Below are 18,328 nucleotides of genomic sequence, written 5' to 3'. Positions count from 1 at the left end.
GTAAAATTATATAACACGAGAACCACGTTTTTTTCTTTGCGTAATTGTTTATATGTCACATAATATAACACGGCCGTTAAAGAGTCAATTCATGAGGATAACAAATGCTATTCGGTTTTATTATAGAGATGTTCATTTATTCTAATAAAGTGGAGTAGCAATAGCCCGGCTGTACAATTACGGTCGAGATTTCTGAGAGTATGCAAAAAAGCCACGTCATCTGACGTGGCTTTTGCGTGAGGCTGCACAAATTTAGATGAAGATACTCAATACCATAACGAGGGCAAAAGCCGTAAAGCCGAGAATAGTTTCCATTACTGTCCACGTTTTCAACGTTTGCGGTACGGATAAATTCAAGTACTCCTTAACGATCCAGAAGCCGGAATCGTTAACATGGGACAAAATAATGGAACCTGCTCCTGTAGCGAGAACAAGCAGCTCCGGACTAACACCAGGCATCGTTGCCGCTATCGGGGCAACAATTCCGGCAGCGGTCGTCATTGCGACAGTTGCCGAGCCAACGGCTGCCCGTATGAGGCCGGCGATTACAAATGCAAGCACAAGCGGCGACAAATTCGCATTTTGGGCAAAGCCGGCAATCGCATCGCCTACGCCGCTGGCAGTCAAAATTTTGTTAAAGCCGCCGCCCGCGCCGATCAGCAGGATGATGGAAGCTACCGGACCAAGACAATCATTCGTGAATTTCAACAGCTCATTGCTGTTGAAGCCGCGTGCATAGCCGAAGGAGTAGAGTGAGAACAGCAGCGCGAGCAGCAGGGCAATAATCGGACTTCCAATGAAGTCAATGACCTGTCTGAAGATGTTTGTTTCCGGCAGTATCAGGTCGACAACTGTCGCCAGAAGCATGATAATAACCGGCAGCAAAATCGTAAAGATCGTAATGCCGAAGCCCGGCAGTTCTTTTTCTTTCGTTTCGGTAAACTGCGCCATCAGATCGCTCGAGGCTTCCGACTTGATGCGCTTCGCAATCCAAGAACCGTAAAGCGGACCGGCAATTGCGGCCGCCGGCAAGGATACGATTAGCGCCAGAAATATCGTTTTTCCGATATTGGCATTGAAGATGCCTACCGCCAGCATCGCTGCCGGATGAGGAGGAATGAGACTGTGCACGACGGCCAAGCCCGCAACGAGTGAAAGTCCGATTTTAATCAGCGAGGTGCCCGTGTGCTTGGCAATTACGAATACGAGCGGGAATAAAAGCACAAGTCCGACCTGAAAGAACACCGGTATACCACAGATAACAGCAACGACCATCATCGCCCAGTGGACATTTTTCTCACCGAATACGCGCACCATCGTTTTGGCAACCCGTTCGGCACCGCCTGATTCGGCCATCAGCTTGCCCAGCATCGTACCGAGTCCTAATACAATCGCTATAAAACCAAGAACGTTAGCTACCCCTTCTTGAAAGGCCTTGACGATACCCGTCAACGGCATTCCCGAAATGAGCCCCATAAATACAGCTCCTACAATAAGAGCGATAAAAGGATTCATTTTCACTTTAGCGATAAGCAGGATCAAACCAATAATAGAAATGACCGCATACAGCAGCAAACTTGCATCATGACTGAGTCCAAATATAGAATACATCGTTATAACCCCCCATTTAATGTAAACGCTCTCTTGTTAAGAAATGAAAACAGGGTCAAGCCCTGTTTGCAAACAATGAAACGAAGCGGCTCATGGCCGGTACAATAGCGTTCTCCAGCTCAGCCATAACTGACGACAGATGAGTGCTTGGATAAGCTGCCACATGATCTTTCAGAAACGATACGGCAGCCAGCGAAATTTCGGTATTTACATTAATTTTACAAATGCCGCGTTTGATCGTTTCGACAATGATGGCATCCGGTGTGCCGGAGCCGCCATGCAGCACAAGCGGAATGTCAATTGCAGCGCGGATTTGCTCCAGCAGCTGAAGATTAATGTTCGGCTCGCCGCTGTACATGCCGTGTACCGTACCGATGGCTGCCGCCAGAAAGTCGACACCCGTTTCCGCTACGAACTGCTTGGCATCAGCCGGGTTAGTCATTGTTCCGCTGCCTTCTTCCTCGTCTGAGAAAGAACCTCTTGCGAGCGAGCCAATCTCCGCTTCTACGGATACGCCCGCAATGTGTGCGATCGAGACGATCTCTTTTGTTTGTTCAACATTTTGCTCAAAGCTGTACTTGGAGCCGTCGTACATAACGGAAGAAAAACCGCTGGCAATCGCACGCTCAATCGATTCCTTCTCGTAAGCATGGTCCAGGTGAAGCGCAACCGGAACGGATGATTTGGCTCCGATAGCCTTGACCATGGCAGCGAAGCCTTCAACATCAACGGTAGGGAAATAGCGTTCCCCGAGAGCAATCATAACCGGCATACTCTGGCTTTCAGCCGCGCGGACAGCTGCTTGTACCGTTTCCTGATTGTATACATTGAACGCAGCTACCGCATAATTTCCTTGCTGTGCCGCTGTCAGCATTTCTTTAGTATTCACGATCACGAACGGCTTCACTCCTTTCTCTTTTAATTTGTTCGGTTGTTCTATGGGCGACTATTAGCTCTGCTATTTATTCTCGATTTTCTCGACCGTCTCAAGCAGCGTCCGCTCCCCGCCTACATTGCCCGGAAACACGATGTAAGGAATGCCGCTGAATTTGGCCTCATCCCCGGTTTGCCACACGGGAATGCCCGCCGCAACCTGGCCAAGCACACGCGCCTTGCGGATGGCAAGACCCTTTGTCGCCACATCGCTGGAAGTAATGCCTCCTTTGGCAATAATAAACTTCGGAACGACCTTAAGAGACTGCACAATTTCAACAAGCGCTCCCGATACCGTCTGGCTTATTTTGAAATTGTCGGCTACGTTATCTACTGCGATGAGCTTGCGGCTGCTGAATACGACGACATTGCTGCCTTCGGCAATATGTCTGTTCGCTTGAGCAATGACGCGGCCAATCTCAAGTTTGTACGCTGCAGGATCGAGAACCTGCTCTACGTCGATCTCCAGCGCAACGATACCCGGAAAAGTGAGCAAATGCCCCAGCTGGCGCGTTGTTTTCTGCACATAAGATCCTACGACGACAATGCCGCCATGGCTCTCCTGTCCGCTTGCAATCAGCTTCTCCTTCGGGAGGTATTCCTGATCCGAGATGCCGGCATATGATTTCACGAACGATGCCGCTGTGCGGAAAATAAACGATTTGCCTTCCTCCTCCGCTTGCAGCAGAGCGAGCGAGAGCACATCCATGTCCGCGTAAGTTAGCGCGTTGACGATTACCGGCACATTGCCCACAGCTCCCAGCAGCACTTCTTTGACCGCTTCCGGTCCCTTGCGCAACTGATCCAGAGAAATAACGAGGCATTGTTCACTTTTGATACGGCCCTCTGTCTTCTCTTCTACCCATGCAGTCAAGTTGCCGTTCTCGTAGCCAAACACTTTATCCTTGGCGAATTCCGTCTCTTGCACGGGAATAAGCTTTTCTCCCTCTAGCATGTAGTGGGTGTTATCATACGTTACGCGTCCAGCCTCGAAGAAAGCAGGGATAATAAGCTGGCCGTCGTAGCTTTGACCGCTCAGGCGCGACACTTCCTCGGAAAGGACATCCGTTTCAAGCGGGTAATACCCGCGCAGCATGGAATCGCTGCGGCTGACAAAGGTAAACGACTTGCCCTTCTCGCTCGCAACCGCTTGCACGTTGCGGGCAATCTCACGATTGATCCGCTCTGCGGTTTCAGCGTCAAGTCCCCGGGTATTTGTCAAAATATAAAAGAGCGATTCTGGAGCATCGAACGCCTCCGACAGCAGTTCTTTATCCCACTCCGTCAATACATCAATGTCATGAACCGTCTGAACGCCTGTTGGATCATCGTCCAGCACGATAATTTTCCGGTTCCGGGAGTCGTTGAGCCGTTTGATTTCCTGCCGCAGACCGCTGTTATCCCATTCGGCCGGCAGCTTCGCCTGTACAGCTGCAAGCGTAGTATGTTTCGCCTCGCTAATCATGTTATATCCACCTCATTTTGAATGACTTAACATCACTATTTCATAACCGTGTGAAACTTTACTGTTGCCCAAGCATTTGTTACACGCCTTTAACCTCAACGCCTGCAAGCTTCTCGAAATATTGCACGATGCCGCCATGATCATCGGCAGCTTTGCCATCGACTTTAAGCGCGTGGAAAATTTCCAGCAGCTGGCTACTCAGCGGCAGCGGCACTCCGATATCATGAGCGGTTTCCATCACATTAGTCATGTCTTTAAGGTTAATATCGATGCGTCCGCCGGCTACGAAGTTACGCTTCAGAATGAGCGGTACTTTAGCATCGAGTACGGCGCTGCCCGCCAGACCGCCGCGAATGGCCTTGTACATCTTCTCGACATTGATTCCCGCTTTCGCCGCGAATACGAGCGCTTCCGACATCGCCGCGATGTTGAGATTGACGATAATCTGATTAGCCAGCTTCGCTGTTGCGCCGCAGCCATTGTCGCCGACCAGCGTAACATCTTCTCCGAGTACGTGAAGCACATCCTGAACGCTGTCAAATACGCTCTCACTGCCGCCAACCATTATCGCAAGCGTACCGTTGATTGCTTTCGGCTCGCCTCCGCTTACTGGCGCATCCAGCATGGAAAGACCAGCATTAACCGCTTTCACGGACAGCTCCTTGGATACAACCGGCGAGATCGAGCTCATATCGATGATGACGCTTCCTTTAGATGCCCCATTCAAAATCCCGTTCTCACCCAAAATAACTTCTTTGACATGCTGGGAATTCGGCAGCATCGTAAATATAATCTCGCTGTGCTCAGCAACTTCCTTAGGCGATGCCGCTGCCCTGGCTCCTTCGGCCGCAAGTGCTGTGACAGCCTCTTTATTAATATCGAATACGCTCAGTTCATAGCCAGCTTTCAGCAGGTTTGATGACATCGGGCGGCCCATAATACCCAAACCGATAAATCCGATTCTCTTCTTCATGTTGTTATCCCTCCAACTCATATTGTAAACGTTATCAATCTCTATCACTTCCCATATTGTAAACAATAATTATGATTTTGTATACAATTATTTTATTATGGAATACATTTTTAATAAAACGAGCGATAAATGATTGTTTAAAGCCGAGCTTTTCGCTAAAGTAGACAGTAGAGGTGAATAAGCATGCAACGCAGCAACCATAAATCCATAACGGCATATCAACAGTCTTACAAAGAGATAAGAGACATGATTCTGAACGGAACGCTTGCCCAGGGAACTAAGCTGATCGAGGAGAAGCTTGCCGCCGAGCTCAACGTCAGCCGCACACCCATCCGCGAGTCCATCCGCAAGCTGGAGCAGGAAGGGCTTGTCGTCAATAAGCGAGTCGTGAAGCTGTCGGAAACCGATTTGCGCAACACCTTCGAGCTGAGAAAGCTGATCGAAGGACATGCGGCACAGTGTGCTGCTTCCTACTTATCTGAGAAAGAGCTGCTGGCTCTGGAGCAATGCGTGGAGATCGGCCGCTCCGGCGAGCTGGACGAAATTATGGAAGCCAACAAAGAGTTCCATGAAATCATCATGCGTGCCAGCAACAATTCGCTCATGATCGATTTATTCGACCGCATGCAGTCCGTTATTTATCTGTTCCGGCACACGGTCGTCTATCATCACCGCCCCTTTCTCATTGATGAGCACCATGAAATCTGTGAAGCCATAAAGGCGCACAACGGCAATATCGCAGAGCAGCTGATGAAAGAACATCTGCAGTCTGATCTGGAGTTTTGCTTACACCTTATCCGTTAGCATCTTTGCATTTCCATCAAACGATACGCATTATGATCTCCTAGCTTTGCACAAAAAAAACGGCTCTTCCATCTCCATGATGGAAGAGCCGTTTTTTTTTGATAAAGCATATTTCATTCGAACTATAATGAATAAAAGGATGGACTTCCGGTAAATTAAAGATGGACTGGCTATGGGAATCGGAATGAAGTAAAATTTTATATTTTTTTGCCTCTTGCCCGTTATTGCCCCTTGCCAAGAAAGCGCCAAAAGTTCCGGTTCAACATATCATCCAAATCTCTTTTTATTTCCTCTTCTGTCACGTTCCAACCGCTATGATGCAGCTTTTCGTATTTGTCCGCCAGCACATTCCCGATGATTTTTCGCGAATGCTCCCATTTATAGATCAGCTGCTCGAAGACACGGCAGTCAGAGTGCTGCGGGATCATCGAAGTACCTAGCAGCTCCAAGCGGAATCGCGTCATTTCCTCAACCATGGATTCGATATGCAAAAACCACCAGCAGCCGAAAATCATCAGGTTGCGGAACTTACGGGCAAGCACCGTCAATTCATGCTGGTTTTCTCTTGCCAGCATCGTAATAAGAAACTTCTGATCCGGATAACGGCGGCATAATGCTTCAACTGCCGACACGTCTGACAGCATGCTCATATCGCCTGCCAATCCAAGCGATGGATTCACTTTTCTCCGGACGCCTATCATAAGCGCAAAAGGAATATTTTGCTCTTGGCATACCGGTACCATAACCTCGTCAATCATCTTGCTTCGATGATCTTCGGCCGGATATTTAAAGTCGCCAGGCATGGAAACCGCAAGGTAGAGAGCATCCATTTGAATAATCCATTCCGATAGAAAACGGCGGGATTCCGCTTTCGTCCGTTCTGTCCACTCAGCTTGCACATCATAACCAAGACTTTGAAGCTCGCTCACGGCATGAGGCCAGTCATTTAGCAGCGCATCAACCCGAAGCGCCGCATAAAATCGGGGATCTGTTTTTCCTTTTCCTGACAGCCAGATTGGACGTTCTGCGGGATCGAACGGGTCGTTAGTCATAACGATTTTTTCGATCCCCGCGATTTGCATCACAGTATCGACCTGTTCATACACGGTACGTTTCTCGAGTGCCTTACGGTAATCGTTCAGGTTACGCGAGGATACGTCCAGTCCAAGGCGTTTAAGAATCGTAATAAAGCCGCTAGCAGCCTCGCTTACCGGAGAATGATCAAGGAATAGCAATTTCCATATCCAATCCGCTTGCTCACGCTTCGACATAGACCAGAAGTGACTGTATTCTTCCTCTGACCAGCGGAACGATTCCGAAATCAAATAATGATAAGTCAGTAAATCATCTATGCCCCACAAAAGCAAATTTCCAAATTCAGGCGCATATAAATGCGTATGCATATCGGTGACGGGCATGCTGAGAGCCAAGCGCTCAACAGTGTGCCGAAGGTCAGCCAAACTAACAACCGTTTGAGTATTCATTTTCATTTCCCCTTTTTTTAGTTATTTCATTGTTCGTGATAATTGCCTTCTCTCCATTTATGTTATATCCAAGACAATAACAACATTGTTAAAAAAGACCGCAATTACTTTATCAAATAGCTTACTCCAAGAACAAAACTGAACAAGCAAGCCGCATACATCGTAATTGGAAGCATGGGACGAATTTTTTTGGATAAATCATGAAACCAAATACTTATAATGGCTATAATTGCATGGGAAATAAGTAAACCGCAGCTGAAGGCCGTGACTGCAAAAATCCCGTGATTAACCGCCGCGGCTCCGGCCACAGTTGTGAACAGCAAAAGCTGAGTCGGTGTTTCCGCACCAATGCCATGTATGATTCCGATCGTAAATACATTCCGCCGCGTAAACGTAAACGGCTCGCTGTTTCTCCGCCTAAGCTTCTGAAACATGCTAATCCCGCGACTCCAATAGGCAGCTTTACCGTTTCGTCTTCCAAGCAGCATAAGGACCGACATGAATATTAGGGTAAGCCCCACCGCTTTGCCCATCAGATGGTCGGCCCAAATAGGCACGGTCCAGGCAAACAGCAAAATGCTGCAGCCCAAAATAAAAATGACAGTCTCATGACCGCCCGCGTACCAAAGTGACAGCTTCAACCTTTCTTTTTTCGAACCTATGCTCCCGCCGGTTATGTCGGCCAAAGCCGCTATATGGTCATAATCAATACCATGACGTAAACCAAGCAATATTGACAACGCTAACAAACCTATAAACTCCACTAATATCCTCCTATTCGTTTAACCGTTTATATACTTCGCGATAGACGGTTTCGAGAGGAACTCCAAACGTTCTTGCTGCTTGAGCCGCATCTTCAAATTCTGGAGATTGGCGAATGATCCTCTCTCCGGCAACAGCCTGCTTCACCCGAATGGACCCAAAAGGGGTTTGCACTTGAATCCACTGACGTTCAAGCGCTCTTCGCTGCCATTCGCTCCTGCGTACGCCGAAGGTGGACGTTTCCGCGAGGAGCGTCTCTTCACAACGATCGCTGTTTGCCGGATAGCATAGAACACTAACGAGGACACCAGGACGATTTTTTTTCATATATACCGGAGTATGAAAAACATCGAGCGCTCCGGCTTCAAACAGCTTTTCCATCGCATAACCTAGCGTCTCTCCCGTCGAATCATCCACCTGCGCTTCGAGTACGACAATCGTCTCTATAGAGCTTTCCTTCTGCTCCTGCTGAAATAATATCGCTCTTACAACGTTCGGATGGTCGAAATTTTTGGTGCCTGCGCCATATCCAATTCGGTCAATCGTCCCAGCAGGCAATGGACCGAAGTCAGAGGCCAGCGCTTTGACGATCCCGGCGCCGGTTGGCGTCGTCAATTCACCCATAGCCGTGAACGAAGATAAAGGTACGCCGCGCAGCAGCTCCGCCGTCGCAGGAGCCGGAATCGGATACAAACCGTGAGCCATACGGAGCCTGCCAGTTCCTGTTGGTACGGGAGAAACGATTATTTTGCCGGCATTGAGGCTCTCGAGAGCCAAGCAAACGCCAATAACGTCCAAAATGGAGTCCATAGCTCCCACTTCGTGAAAATGGACGTCGGCCGGGTCCATGCCATGGATCTTGCCTTCCGCTTCGGCGATTAGGCGGAATATCGTCAGACTCCTCTCTTTAACACGCTCAGGCAAGCTTGAAACCTCGATCATCCGAAGAATGTCGGAAGCTTTTCTATGCTCATGAGTGTGTTCATATGTGTGTTCATGAGTGTGTTCATGAGTGTGTTCATGAGTGTGTCCATGAGTGTGTTCATGAGTGTGTTCATGTGAATGCCCATGTGAATGATCATGAGAGTGCGCATGTGAATGCTCATGATGCGTATGAGACTCAACAGAAATAAGCTTTTCATAATGGTGATGGTTGTGATCATGATGGTGATCATGGTGATGCTGATGCTGCTGTAAATGACCTTCATTACGTACAATCTGATCAAAGTTTAGCTTCAGCCATTTCGCCGAAATTCCCCTTCGGTCCACCTGTACGAATTGCATCGTAAATGGATCGATAGGCAATTTCGCTAAATGGCTGATAATGTAATCCCGATCTGCACCCAGGTCCACCAAAGCGGACAGCGCCATATCTCCTGCGATGCCAGAAATACAATCCAAATAGACCGTCCTCATCCTAAGTGCCCTCCGCTACCAATTGTAAAATCATAGCTGCTTGAAAGCCCGCACCGAAGCCGTTATCGATGTTGACTACCGTAACGCCGGCTGCGCATGAGGTCATCATAGCAAGCAGCGTTGTAATGCCTTGTAAATTTGCACCGTATCCGATTGACGTAGGTACGGCTATAACCGGTCTGCGGACGAGTCCTCCGACTACGCTAACCAAGGCGCCCTCCATACCGGCGACCCCGATCACAACCGAAGCTTCCCTTATCCGTTCCTTTTGGCTAAGCAGCCGGTCGATTCCAGCGACGCCGACGTCAAATATCCGATCAACCTTGCAGCCCATCCATTCAGCTGTCCCTGCCGCTTCCTCTGCCACCGGGATATCTGAAGTTCCTCCGGTCAGCACCGCTACCTTTCCCGGGAGCATCCGCGGTGATTGACCTAGGGCGATTAGTCGAGATTTTTCATCATAACTCGCTTCCGGGTACCTTGCGGTCACCCGCTCCGCCATCTCGAATGTCGCCCGGGTAACAAGAGCCCTGCCGTGAATCTCCACGAGCCGGGAGAAGATCGTTTCAACCTGATCCACTGTTTTTCCCTGCCCAAAAACGACCTCCGGATGTCCCGTCCGTTCGCTGCGTCCCACATCAAGCTTGCAGAATCCAAGATCCTCAAACTCATTCATATCGCCGAGCCTCCACGTTCAAGCACTTTATTCATACTGCCGCTGCGATAACCGGAAAGGTCCATTGCCACATAGATAAAACCAAGCTCTTTCAGTCTGTCTGAAATGTTCGAGGCATGACTAATGAGCAGCTCCATTGCTCCTGGCTCCACTTCGATGCGGGCGATATCACCATGACTTCTTACCCTTACTTGACCAAAGCCAATTGAACGAATATAACGTTCGGCTTCTCCGACACGACCAAGCTTTTCGATCGTGATGGTCTCTCCGTATGCGATCCGGGAGGAAAGACAAGCGAATGATGGCTTATCCCAAGTTGCGAGTCCATGCTCACGGGATAGATCCCGGATTTCTTCTTTATAAAGGCCCGCTTCCTGCAAAGGTCCTCGCACGCCTCGTTCTTTCGCCGCTTGAACCCCTGGCCTATGCTCATTCATGTCGTCTGCAATAAGCCCATAGACGATATGACGGTAAGCCCCGTCCTTTACAAACGGTTCTAAATGCTCGAATAAGCTCTTTTTGCAAAAATAACAACGGTTTGCGTTATTCTCTTTGTAGCCTGGAATATTCAGCTCAGACGTCTCTATCACCTTATGATCCGCTCCCAGACTCTCCGCCAGCTTAATCGCTTCCGCAAGCTCTTCCGTGGGGTACGTTTCCGAATCAGCAGTAACGGCCAAGACACGCTCGCTTCCAAGCGTCTTTACTGCGGCATCCAGTAGAAAAGTGCTGTCAACGCCTCCTGAGAACGCAACGACTACGGATTCCATTTCAGTTAGAATCGCTTGCAGCTTGCTATATTTATCATGCATAGTTTTGACCCCTCCTTTAGCTAAAGTCACCCAGCAGATGTAAGCTGCATTCTGCACTCATTTTGGTAAATAACCTTCCTCGTCGAACTTCCACTCGTAAGGACCTTCCAAAATTTCAATGCGTGGATTGCTTTTTGCTTCCTCAAGCAGTGCTTCGGAAATTTCAATGGTTCCGAGATGAAGCGTATCGCGAATACGAACCAGCTTACACTGTGAATAATCCAGAATGTTACAGGTTTTGATGGCGGCTTTTATGGCATCACGGTCATTCTCAAGCGTTGTCGCCTGTTTCGTAGGCGCACAGACTGTTGAGGTTAGCCCATTCGCATAAGTGGCGGGCCAATCTGTCTTGCTGACTAAGCGGCTCGTCGTAAAATCGGCTGTGCCTACCCCATTGGCATTGCCCTGGGACTCCGGCGTCAGGTCGAGGACAACCATCTTGTTCACCTCAGGTCCCCCATGCGCATAAGGTGTCGGGTATCTGCCCGTAATATTCGGGTCGGCTCCATCTCCGCTGATGTTCTTACCGATGTAATCGATAACGAGAACGTCCAGATCGGAAAAAAGAATTTGCGGGAGCCGGCTCTTCGCCTCTACCAGCAGCTCCTTCTCTCTTTCCTCCATCGTATCTGTTCCAAGTACCTCAATCCGGCAGATTTGGTCGTACGCATTTTCCACAATCGCTACCCCAAACCGGATCGGAAGCTTCTCGATCATAACAAGGGCCATTGCCGGTACGTTCTCCGCCATATATTTAAAGCCGAGCTGGTGGCAAGCCTCCGCTCCCTTCTGCTTTCCTAGCCCGATAGAAATCATTTTAAACATACCGCTTTCAATTGCCCCTCGAAAAGCGGTATGCGGCTTAATACGGTTAATCACGACGATTGCGTCAGCCTCCGTAGCTGCGATTTTGTCACAGTAAACCGGCAAGCCATTCGGCAGGCGATCCAGCAGGACAACCTCCATCGATGATCGAACCGGGCAACCCATCCGTTCCTCGTCTATACCTAGATGGGCAAGCACCTCCGACTGCCCTTCCGCTGTCGCTCCTCCATGACTTCCCATACATGGCACAATGAAAGGTTCTGCACCGATCCTCTTCAACTCGTCGATGACTGTCCTGGTCAGCTCATCAATTCGGGAAATCCCACGGCTTCCGACGGCCACCGCAACCTTCTGGCCTGCAGTAATCCCCTTCATGGAATCAGCCGTTCGCAGCTGCTCAATCAATTCTCCGATCGGATCCACAAGTATCGTGTCGTCAAACGATTGACGAATCTTCACTAACCTTGGAATCGGCGTATTCTCAACTAGCTTTCTAAGAATTTCACTCATATGGTCATCGCTCCAAATCCGCCATCTACTCGTAATAAAGTGCCCGTGACAAACGAAGATGCTTTTGGCGAAGCCAAGTAAACAACCGTTCCCTTAAGCTCCTCCGGATCTCCAAAGCGGTTCATTGGCGTATGCCGCATAATCGATTCCACTCTGTCTGGAGATAATATTTTTTTATTTTGCTCAGCAGGGAAGAAACCTGGAATGATCGCGTTAACCCTTACCTTGTCCGGAGCAAATTCACGAGCTAAAAATTGCGTAACGCTATTCACTCCCGCCTTCGACGCGGAATAAGTAAACACCCGTGAAAGCGGTGGTTCAGATGATACGGAAGAAATATTTATAATGGAACCGCCATCCCCTTGTTCAATCATCCTTTTGCCAAAAACTTGGCTTGCCAGCACCACGCTTTTCAGGTTAACATCCATGATTCGGTCCCATTCATCCATTTCTAAGTCAAAAAACGGCGTCGGACTGTTCGTTCCTGAGGCATTAACGAGGGTATCTACGCGTCCGCCCCATAACAGCACGTCATTCAAAACAGACTCAAGCTCTTCCTTCTTAGTCGCATCCGCCTGGAATGAGATCGCCGTTCCGCCATTTTGTTCTATTTGCTCGCAAACGAGCCTTGCTTTCTCCATGTCTCTGCCGATGACAGCTACTTTTGATCCTGCTTCTGCAAGCGCAGACGACATAGCACTGCCTAACACACCATTGCCGCCGATAACGACTGATACCGTATTTTGTAAATCAAACATGAGTCAATCCCCCTTAAACACAAATTAACAACGTTGTTATTTTTATGATATCCGATTATACTAGTACTGTCCAGACGAAAAACATACCGCTTTCTTTGGCTAAACCTGTATATTATGATAAAGTGAACGACATAAAATAGTACTCGTAAACGTTCCTTCCGGAGGGCTTCCATGGTAACGATCAAAGATATCGCAGAGCGAGCAGGCGTCAGCTTCTCCACAGTCTCCAAGGCGTTAAGAGACAGTCCGCTCGTTCAAAACAAAACAAAACAGCATATCCTTTCAATCGCAAAGGAGATGGGTTACCAGCCCAACATCGCAGCCCGGAGTCTCGTCTCCAAAAGAAGCGGTGCAATAGGCGTCGTATGGCCATCCATCGAGCGCGCTGCGCTCTCCACCCTCATTACGAAAATAAATGAACAACTCGAAAAGCAAGGCTACGTCACATTACTATCGATGAGCAATATCGATTCAGCGATTGAAATCTTCCGCAGGTATCAGGTGGACGCGATTCTTGTCTTCGGGGATAGGGATAGTGATTCCAGCTCCATGTACTTAAATCCGCTGCAAATACCGATTCTTACCTATGGGGCTGCCGGTTATTCGCCGTATTCGGCGGTTGATGTAAACCGGGGCCAAGCCGTTCGGCTAGCCGTTGGTCATTTGGCGGAATTGGGACATAAAGAGATCGCCTATATAGGGAATCCTCAGTCGCCTGATCCGCTGCAAACCGTGAAAATCGAAGCATTCCGAGAGGAGCTCAGACTTCTGGAGCTTCCATTCGATAACGACTCCATTCTCCAGATGAACGGCCTGGAATTTCACGACGGATATATGGCCGCGCGGGCGATGCTCGACAAGCCGATACGTCCGACTGCTGTCATCAGCGGCGGCATCGATCTGACCCGCGGCATTCTTAGAGCCGTCGGCGAGCGCGGGCTCACCGTGCCACATGATATCTCTATCGTTAGTTACGATAATTTGCCACAGATGGCAGACCTTGAAATTCCGATGACGGTGGTAGGCGTTGCCGTAGCCAACATAACAACCGTAATCGCAACAACGATTCTCGAGCTTATAGAAGCCCCGGATTCGCTTAAGACCGTTTACTTGGAGCCAGAACTGGTTGTGCGCGCTTCCACCTCCCGACGGAAAGATTAATTATATGGGTGGACGAATCCCTATTATTCTTCTGCCCGATTAGTTGAACGATATCATGCTATCCGGTTACGGTTAAGGTTCATTTCGTCGAACTGACGGATTGTAACTAGTGTACGATGTAGCGGAGAAGGTCGGATATGTTGGTGTTAAGCATTTCTCCCATGTGTTCAAGCAGTACTACCAAATACCTCCGGGCGAATACCAGGAGACACACAGCTCCAAATAAAAGAAGGGAAGGCACCTGCATGCAGGCGCCTTCCCTTCTTTTTGTTATACGAGACGATGTTTCTATTCTTTATTAAGAGGCCAGTGACGATTGTCTGCCGAAAAATAAATTAATTTCCCTTTCAGCACTTTCAATTGAATCGGAACCGTGAATAATATTGCTTGCTACGTCCGTTGCAAAGTCGCCGCGAATCGTACCTAAAGCTGCATCTGCAGGATTTGTTGCTCCAATTATAGACCGCGATTGTTTGACGGCGTTCTTGCCTTCCCACACCATTGCAAATACAGGGCCCGCGGAAATAAAATCGACCAGCTCTCCAAAAAATGGTTTTTCTTTCAGATCAGAATAGTGCGTTTCTGCCTTCTCCCTCGAAACCACCATCAGCTTGGCATCCCGCAGAGTGAAGCCCTTCCGTTCAAACCTCAAAACAATATCACCGATAAGACCCCTGTTTACTCCATCAGGCTTAATCATAATAAACGTTTGTTCCATCGTAATACCCTCCATTAATTTAGTTGAACATACAGGCATTGGCTATCCATACCGTTCATTAGACAGCGGCTGTAATATCCTTCTCTTTCTGATAATGTATAGCTGCTTGCGCAGCGGCAATTCGGGCCAAAGGAATTCGATAAGGTGAACAGCTCACATAATCCAACCCAATTTCGTGGCAATAGAAGATGGACTTAAGATCACCGCCATGCTCCCCGCAAATTCCGGTTTTAATGCGGGGTTTCACGCTGCGCCCTGAAGCAACGGCCAATTCAATCAGCTGCCCGACGCCTTCTGTATCCAGCACCTGAAACGGATTATGCTGCAAAATTTTATGATCAAGATAATGAGCAAGGAATTTATGCTCTGCATCATCGCGGCTATACCCGAAAGTCATTTGGGTCAAATCATTGGTGCCGAAAGAAAAAAAGTCAGCATGTGCAGCAATTCTTTTAGCCGTCAGTGCAGCGCGCGGCACCTCGATCATCGTACCAACTTTGTAAGGGCAGTAACGTATTTTTTCCTTGCCGAGCACTTGTAAAGCTACCCTGTCAACGAGTTCCCGCATGACCTTTAATTCAGTAACGTCCCCAACCAGCGGGATCATTAATTCCGGGATAACATCAACTCCCTCGTCTAAGCAGCGGGACACTGCCTTGAAGATGGCTTCGATTTGCATATCATAAATTTCCGGATATACAATCCCGACTCTGCATCCACGCTGGCCTAACATCGGATTTTTTTCTTGCAATGCATCGACCTTTTGGATCATTTCGCTTATCTGCTGCCGTTCCGCCCGCAGAGCCTTCTTCTCTTCTGCTAATACAGCAAGCTGCTCCTGACGCTCAACATACAGCTTTTGCTCGTGCAGCTCATCGAGATTGGGTAAAAATTCATGAAGCGGCGGATCCAGTAACCGGATCGTCACAGGAAGCCCGGACATCGACTTGAACAATTCATAAAAATCGGATTGCTGCATCGGTAGTATTTTTTCCAAAGCCGCTTTTCGCTCATCGATTGACTCCGCCAATATCATCCGCTGCACAACAGGCAGTCTGGCTGGAGAAAAAAACATATGCTCGGTCCGGCAAAGTCCGATACCTTCTGCACCAAGGCGCCGTGCCACTGCCGCATCACGGGGAGTATCCGCATTTGCCAATACCCTCAAATCTCGAACTTCATCACTCCAACGAAGAATTTCCTCCAGCTCCCTTGACATTTCTGCTTCACGCAAAGGAACCTTCCCTTCGATTATACGTCCTGTTCCACCGTCCAAAGTAATCCAATCACCTTCGCTCAGGACAGATGAACCTGCATACATCACCTTGTTTACCGGATCAATTCGAACAGCCTCGCATCCGCATACACAAGATCTCCCCATTCCGCGAGCTACGACTGCAGCATGGCTGGTTAATCCTCCTCTGCTGGTAAACACGCCCTCAGAAACTAACATGCCTTGAATATCCTCAGGAGTCGTCTCCGGCCTAGCCAGAATGACTTTTTTACCGGCTTTGCTCCATTCAACGGCTTGCTCGGTATCGAATACAAGCTGGCCCGTCGAAGCGCCGGGAGACGCTGCCAAACCAACGGCTAATACATTTTGAACCTTGGATTCGTCCAGGCCTCTATGCAGCAATTGATCAAGATGGGATGCTTCGATGCGCATGATGGCTTCGTTCTTGGTAATGACCTGCTCGTGTACGAGTTCGACTGCCAATCGCACAGCCGCTTGAGCATTTCGTTTACCGTTTCTTGTCTGAAGTATGTACAATTTTCCCTGCTCAACCGTAAACTCGATATCCTGCATATCCTTAAAATGTTGTTCTAATTGCTTCGCCGCAGTAATCAGCTGTTCGTATACTTCTGGCATGCCTTCTTCTAACTGAGCGATCGGAAGAGGAGTCCTAATACCGGCAACCACATCTTCTCCTTGAGCGTTGTAGAGAAACTCGCCAAATAACTCATTTGCACCTGTAGATGGATTTCTGGTAAAAAGAACGCCCGTTCCGCTCGTTTTGCCTGTATTACCAAATACCATGCTTTGAATATTGACAGCTGTCCCTTGCTTATCTGAAATATGGTTTATTTTTCTGTAGTATTTCGCTCTAGGATTATGCCAAGACTTGAATACCGCTTCAACCGCCAGCAGCAGCTGCTGCCGTGAATCCTGAGGGAAAGGCCGTCCGGCCTGCTCAATTACACATTCTTTATATATTTCAATGAGCTGCCGTAACGCCTCTTCGGAAAGCTGCTGCTCCTGATTAACCTCTTCCTTTTGCAGAAGCATAGAGAGCTTATTTTCGAAATAATGATGCTCGATGCCAAACACAACATTGCCAAACATTTGGATCAATCTTCTATAACAATCAAAAGCAAAGCGGGCGTTGCCCGTTGTATCGGCCAGACCTTGAACCGTCTCATCATTTAATCCTAAATTTAGAATGGTATCCATCATGCCGGGCATAGATGTTACTGATCCGGATCGAACCGATACAAGAAGAGGATTCTGAGGACCGCCAAACCGTTGGCCTTTTTGTGTCTCTAATCTCTCCATTGCTTCAAATATTTCACATTTCAATGAATCATCCATAAGATCTCCGCGTTTAAAATAGTGCAGACATGCTTCAGTCGTTATCGTATAACCCGGCGGAACAGGCAGGCCGGCCCGTGTCATCTCTGCCAAATTCGCTCCCTTGCCTCCAAGGAGCGATCTCATTTCTCCGTCACCCTCAGTGAAGTCAAAAACCCGCTTCGTACTAATCAAACTCCTTCACTCCCTCGTTTTCATTTTCGCAGCCTTCAGAGCATTCACTATAGAAACGTTTTACGCGGTTTGTTGGAAGAGTAGCGATTATTGAGCTGCATCTTTTACAAATCACATAACCAAGGTCCAAATTATCCGTCTTTTTGTTGCTAACGCTATTCACAACGCTTTGGCTTTCCATCCGTACTCCGCCTCCCGAAGACCGTTTTGTCATTTTGCAAATGCATCCATAATATCAACTAATCTATACGAATACCCCTTACGTAGACGTACCTAGCAAGCTGTTATGCAAAAGGCTGTGAAATGATCGACACCCCCTTTATATGTTACATCATAATTCTAATTTAGAACACACTATATAGCAATAAAAAAAGTTCATTAAAACACATTAATTACATCATAATTCAAATATTCGTCACAATATAAAGAAAGTGAGCAATAAAAAAAGCACTTTAGACTCATTGGTCCAAAAGGCTTATTATTATGATGATTATATAAAAAAAGGCTGAGGCTGCCGTACTAAACCGCCGCTTCGTCCATTTCCCCCTTCCCCCTAGCCCAGAAAATTTATTCAGAAATCAATTCAACATGATGCTCGCCCCATGCGCACAAATGGCCGTTTGCTTCTAGGCTTCTTGATCACAGCGTTCGGTTAT

16 protein-coding genes are annotated in these 18,328 nt (G+C 48.2%); 3 read left to right on the top strand and 13 right to left on the bottom strand.

Annotated features, from left to right (window positions below):
- Positions 1 to 252: 252 nt before the first annotated feature.
- The 4 genes from ASG81_RS04015 to garR form a co-directional block, all read right to left on the bottom strand.
- The gene (locus ASG81_RS04015; RefSeq protein ID WP_056629466.1) at positions 253 to 1,611 is read right to left on the bottom strand and encodes a GntP family permease; all 1,359 of its coding nucleotides are present in this window, start codon (positions 1,609 to 1,611) and stop codon (positions 253 to 255) included.
- Positions 1,612 to 1,666: 55 nt separating this feature from the next.
- On the bottom strand, positions 1,667 to 2,506 hold the full coding sequence (locus tag ASG81_RS04010; protein WP_056629464.1) for a class II fructose-bisphosphate aldolase: 840 nt from the start codon (positions 2,504 to 2,506) through the stop codon (positions 1,667 to 1,669).
- Positions 2,507 to 2,569: 63 nt separating this feature from the next.
- Positions 2,570 to 4,009: a four-carbon acid sugar kinase family protein gene (locus ASG81_RS04005; RefSeq protein WP_056629462.1), complete on the bottom strand. Its 1,440-nt coding sequence runs from the start codon at positions 4,007 to 4,009 to the stop codon at positions 2,570 to 2,572.
- A 79-nt stretch (positions 4,010 to 4,088) separates the two neighbouring features.
- A complete protein-coding gene (gene garR, locus ASG81_RS04000) occupies positions 4,089 to 4,982 on the bottom strand; it encodes a 2-hydroxy-3-oxopropionate reductase (RefSeq protein ID WP_056629460.1) in 894 nt (297 codons plus the stop codon).
- Positions 4,983 to 5,165: 183 nt separating this feature from the next.
- Between garR and ASG81_RS03995 the strand changes: the two genes are divergently transcribed.
- On the top strand, positions 5,166 to 5,786 hold the full coding sequence (locus tag ASG81_RS03995) for a GntR family transcriptional regulator (protein ID WP_056629458.1): 621 nt from the start codon (positions 5,166 to 5,168) through the stop codon (positions 5,784 to 5,786).
- Positions 5,787 to 6,007: 221 nt separating this feature from the next.
- Here the strand turns inward: ASG81_RS03995 and ASG81_RS03990 are convergent, their stop codons facing one another.
- The 7 genes from ASG81_RS03990 to ASG81_RS03960 all read right to left on the bottom strand — a co-directional run bounded on the left by ASG81_RS03990 (position 6,008) and on the right by ASG81_RS03960 (position 13,029).
- Complete coding sequence (locus ASG81_RS03990; RefSeq protein WP_056629456.1) at positions 6,008 to 7,270, bottom strand: glucuronate isomerase; 1,263 nt, start codon at positions 7,268 to 7,270, stop codon at positions 6,008 to 6,010.
- A 104-nt stretch (positions 7,271 to 7,374) separates the two neighbouring features.
- Positions 7,375 to 8,034 carry a HoxN/HupN/NixA family nickel/cobalt transporter gene (locus ASG81_RS03985; RefSeq protein WP_056629453.1) on the bottom strand — a complete coding sequence of 220 codons (660 nt, stop codon included), beginning with the start codon at positions 8,032 to 8,034 and terminating at the stop codon, positions 7,375 to 7,377.
- A gap of 10 nt (positions 8,035 to 8,044) precedes the next feature.
- Entirely contained in the window at positions 8,045 to 9,448 is a 1,404-nt protein-coding gene (larC, locus tag ASG81_RS03980) for a nickel pincer cofactor biosynthesis protein LarC (protein ID WP_056629450.1), read from the bottom strand.
- Between the two features lies 1 nt (position 9,449).
- Positions 9,450 to 10,124, bottom strand: a complete 675-nt coding sequence (larB, locus tag ASG81_RS03975) for a nickel pincer cofactor biosynthesis protein LarB (RefSeq protein WP_056629449.1) — start codon at positions 10,122 to 10,124, stop codon at positions 9,450 to 9,452.
- Complete coding sequence (gene larE / locus ASG81_RS03970; RefSeq protein ID WP_056629448.1) at positions 10,121 to 10,936, bottom strand: ATP-dependent sacrificial sulfur transferase LarE; 816 nt, start codon at positions 10,934 to 10,936, stop codon at positions 10,121 to 10,123. The genes larB and larE overlap by 4 nt, the downstream gene beginning before the upstream one ends.
- A gap of 57 nt (positions 10,937 to 10,993) precedes the next feature.
- Positions 10,994 to 12,271, bottom strand: coding sequence for a lactate racemase domain-containing protein (locus tag ASG81_RS03965; protein ID WP_056629446.1), 1,278 nt, complete (start codon positions 12,269 to 12,271; stop codon positions 10,994 to 10,996).
- On the bottom strand, positions 12,268 to 13,029 hold the full coding sequence (locus ASG81_RS03960) for an SDR family oxidoreductase (RefSeq protein ID WP_056629444.1): 762 nt from the start codon (positions 13,027 to 13,029) through the stop codon (positions 12,268 to 12,270). The genes ASG81_RS03965 and ASG81_RS03960 overlap by 4 nt, the downstream gene beginning before the upstream one ends.
- A 171-nt stretch (positions 13,030 to 13,200) precedes the next feature.
- Between ASG81_RS03960 and ASG81_RS03955 the strand changes: the two genes are divergently transcribed.
- Both ASG81_RS03955 and ASG81_RS33810 read left to right on the top strand, forming a co-directional pair.
- The gene (locus tag ASG81_RS03955) at positions 13,201 to 14,190 is read left to right on the top strand and encodes a substrate-binding domain-containing protein (RefSeq protein WP_056629443.1); all 990 of its coding nucleotides are present in this window, start codon (positions 13,201 to 13,203) and stop codon (positions 14,188 to 14,190) included.
- Between the two features lie 109 nt (positions 14,191 to 14,299).
- Positions 14,300 to 14,416: an AraC family transcriptional regulator gene (locus ASG81_RS33810; protein ID WP_442952801.1), complete on the top strand. Its 117-nt coding sequence runs from the start codon at positions 14,300 to 14,302 to the stop codon at positions 14,414 to 14,416.
- Positions 14,417 to 14,488: 72 nt separating this feature from the next.
- On the opposite strand, the gene ndk is transcribed toward ASG81_RS33810, so the two are convergent.
- Positions 14,489 to 14,908: a nucleoside-diphosphate kinase gene (ndk, locus tag ASG81_RS03950; RefSeq protein ID WP_056629441.1), complete on the bottom strand. Its 420-nt coding sequence runs from the start codon at positions 14,906 to 14,908 to the stop codon at positions 14,489 to 14,491.
- Positions 14,909 to 14,966: 58 nt separating this feature from the next.
- Positions 14,967 to 17,669: a pyruvate, phosphate dikinase gene (ppdK, locus tag ASG81_RS03945; RefSeq protein WP_056629722.1), complete on the bottom strand. Its 2,703-nt coding sequence runs from the start codon at positions 17,667 to 17,669 to the stop codon at positions 14,967 to 14,969.
- Positions 17,670 to 18,328 lie beyond the last annotated feature (659 nt).

Origin of the sequence: Paenibacillus sp. Soil522, from assembly GCF_001428245.1 — a bacterium.
Lineage (GTDB): Bacteria > Bacillota > Bacilli > Paenibacillales > Paenibacillaceae > Pristimantibacillus.
This window is presented reverse-complemented; position numbering and strand designations above follow the sequence as displayed.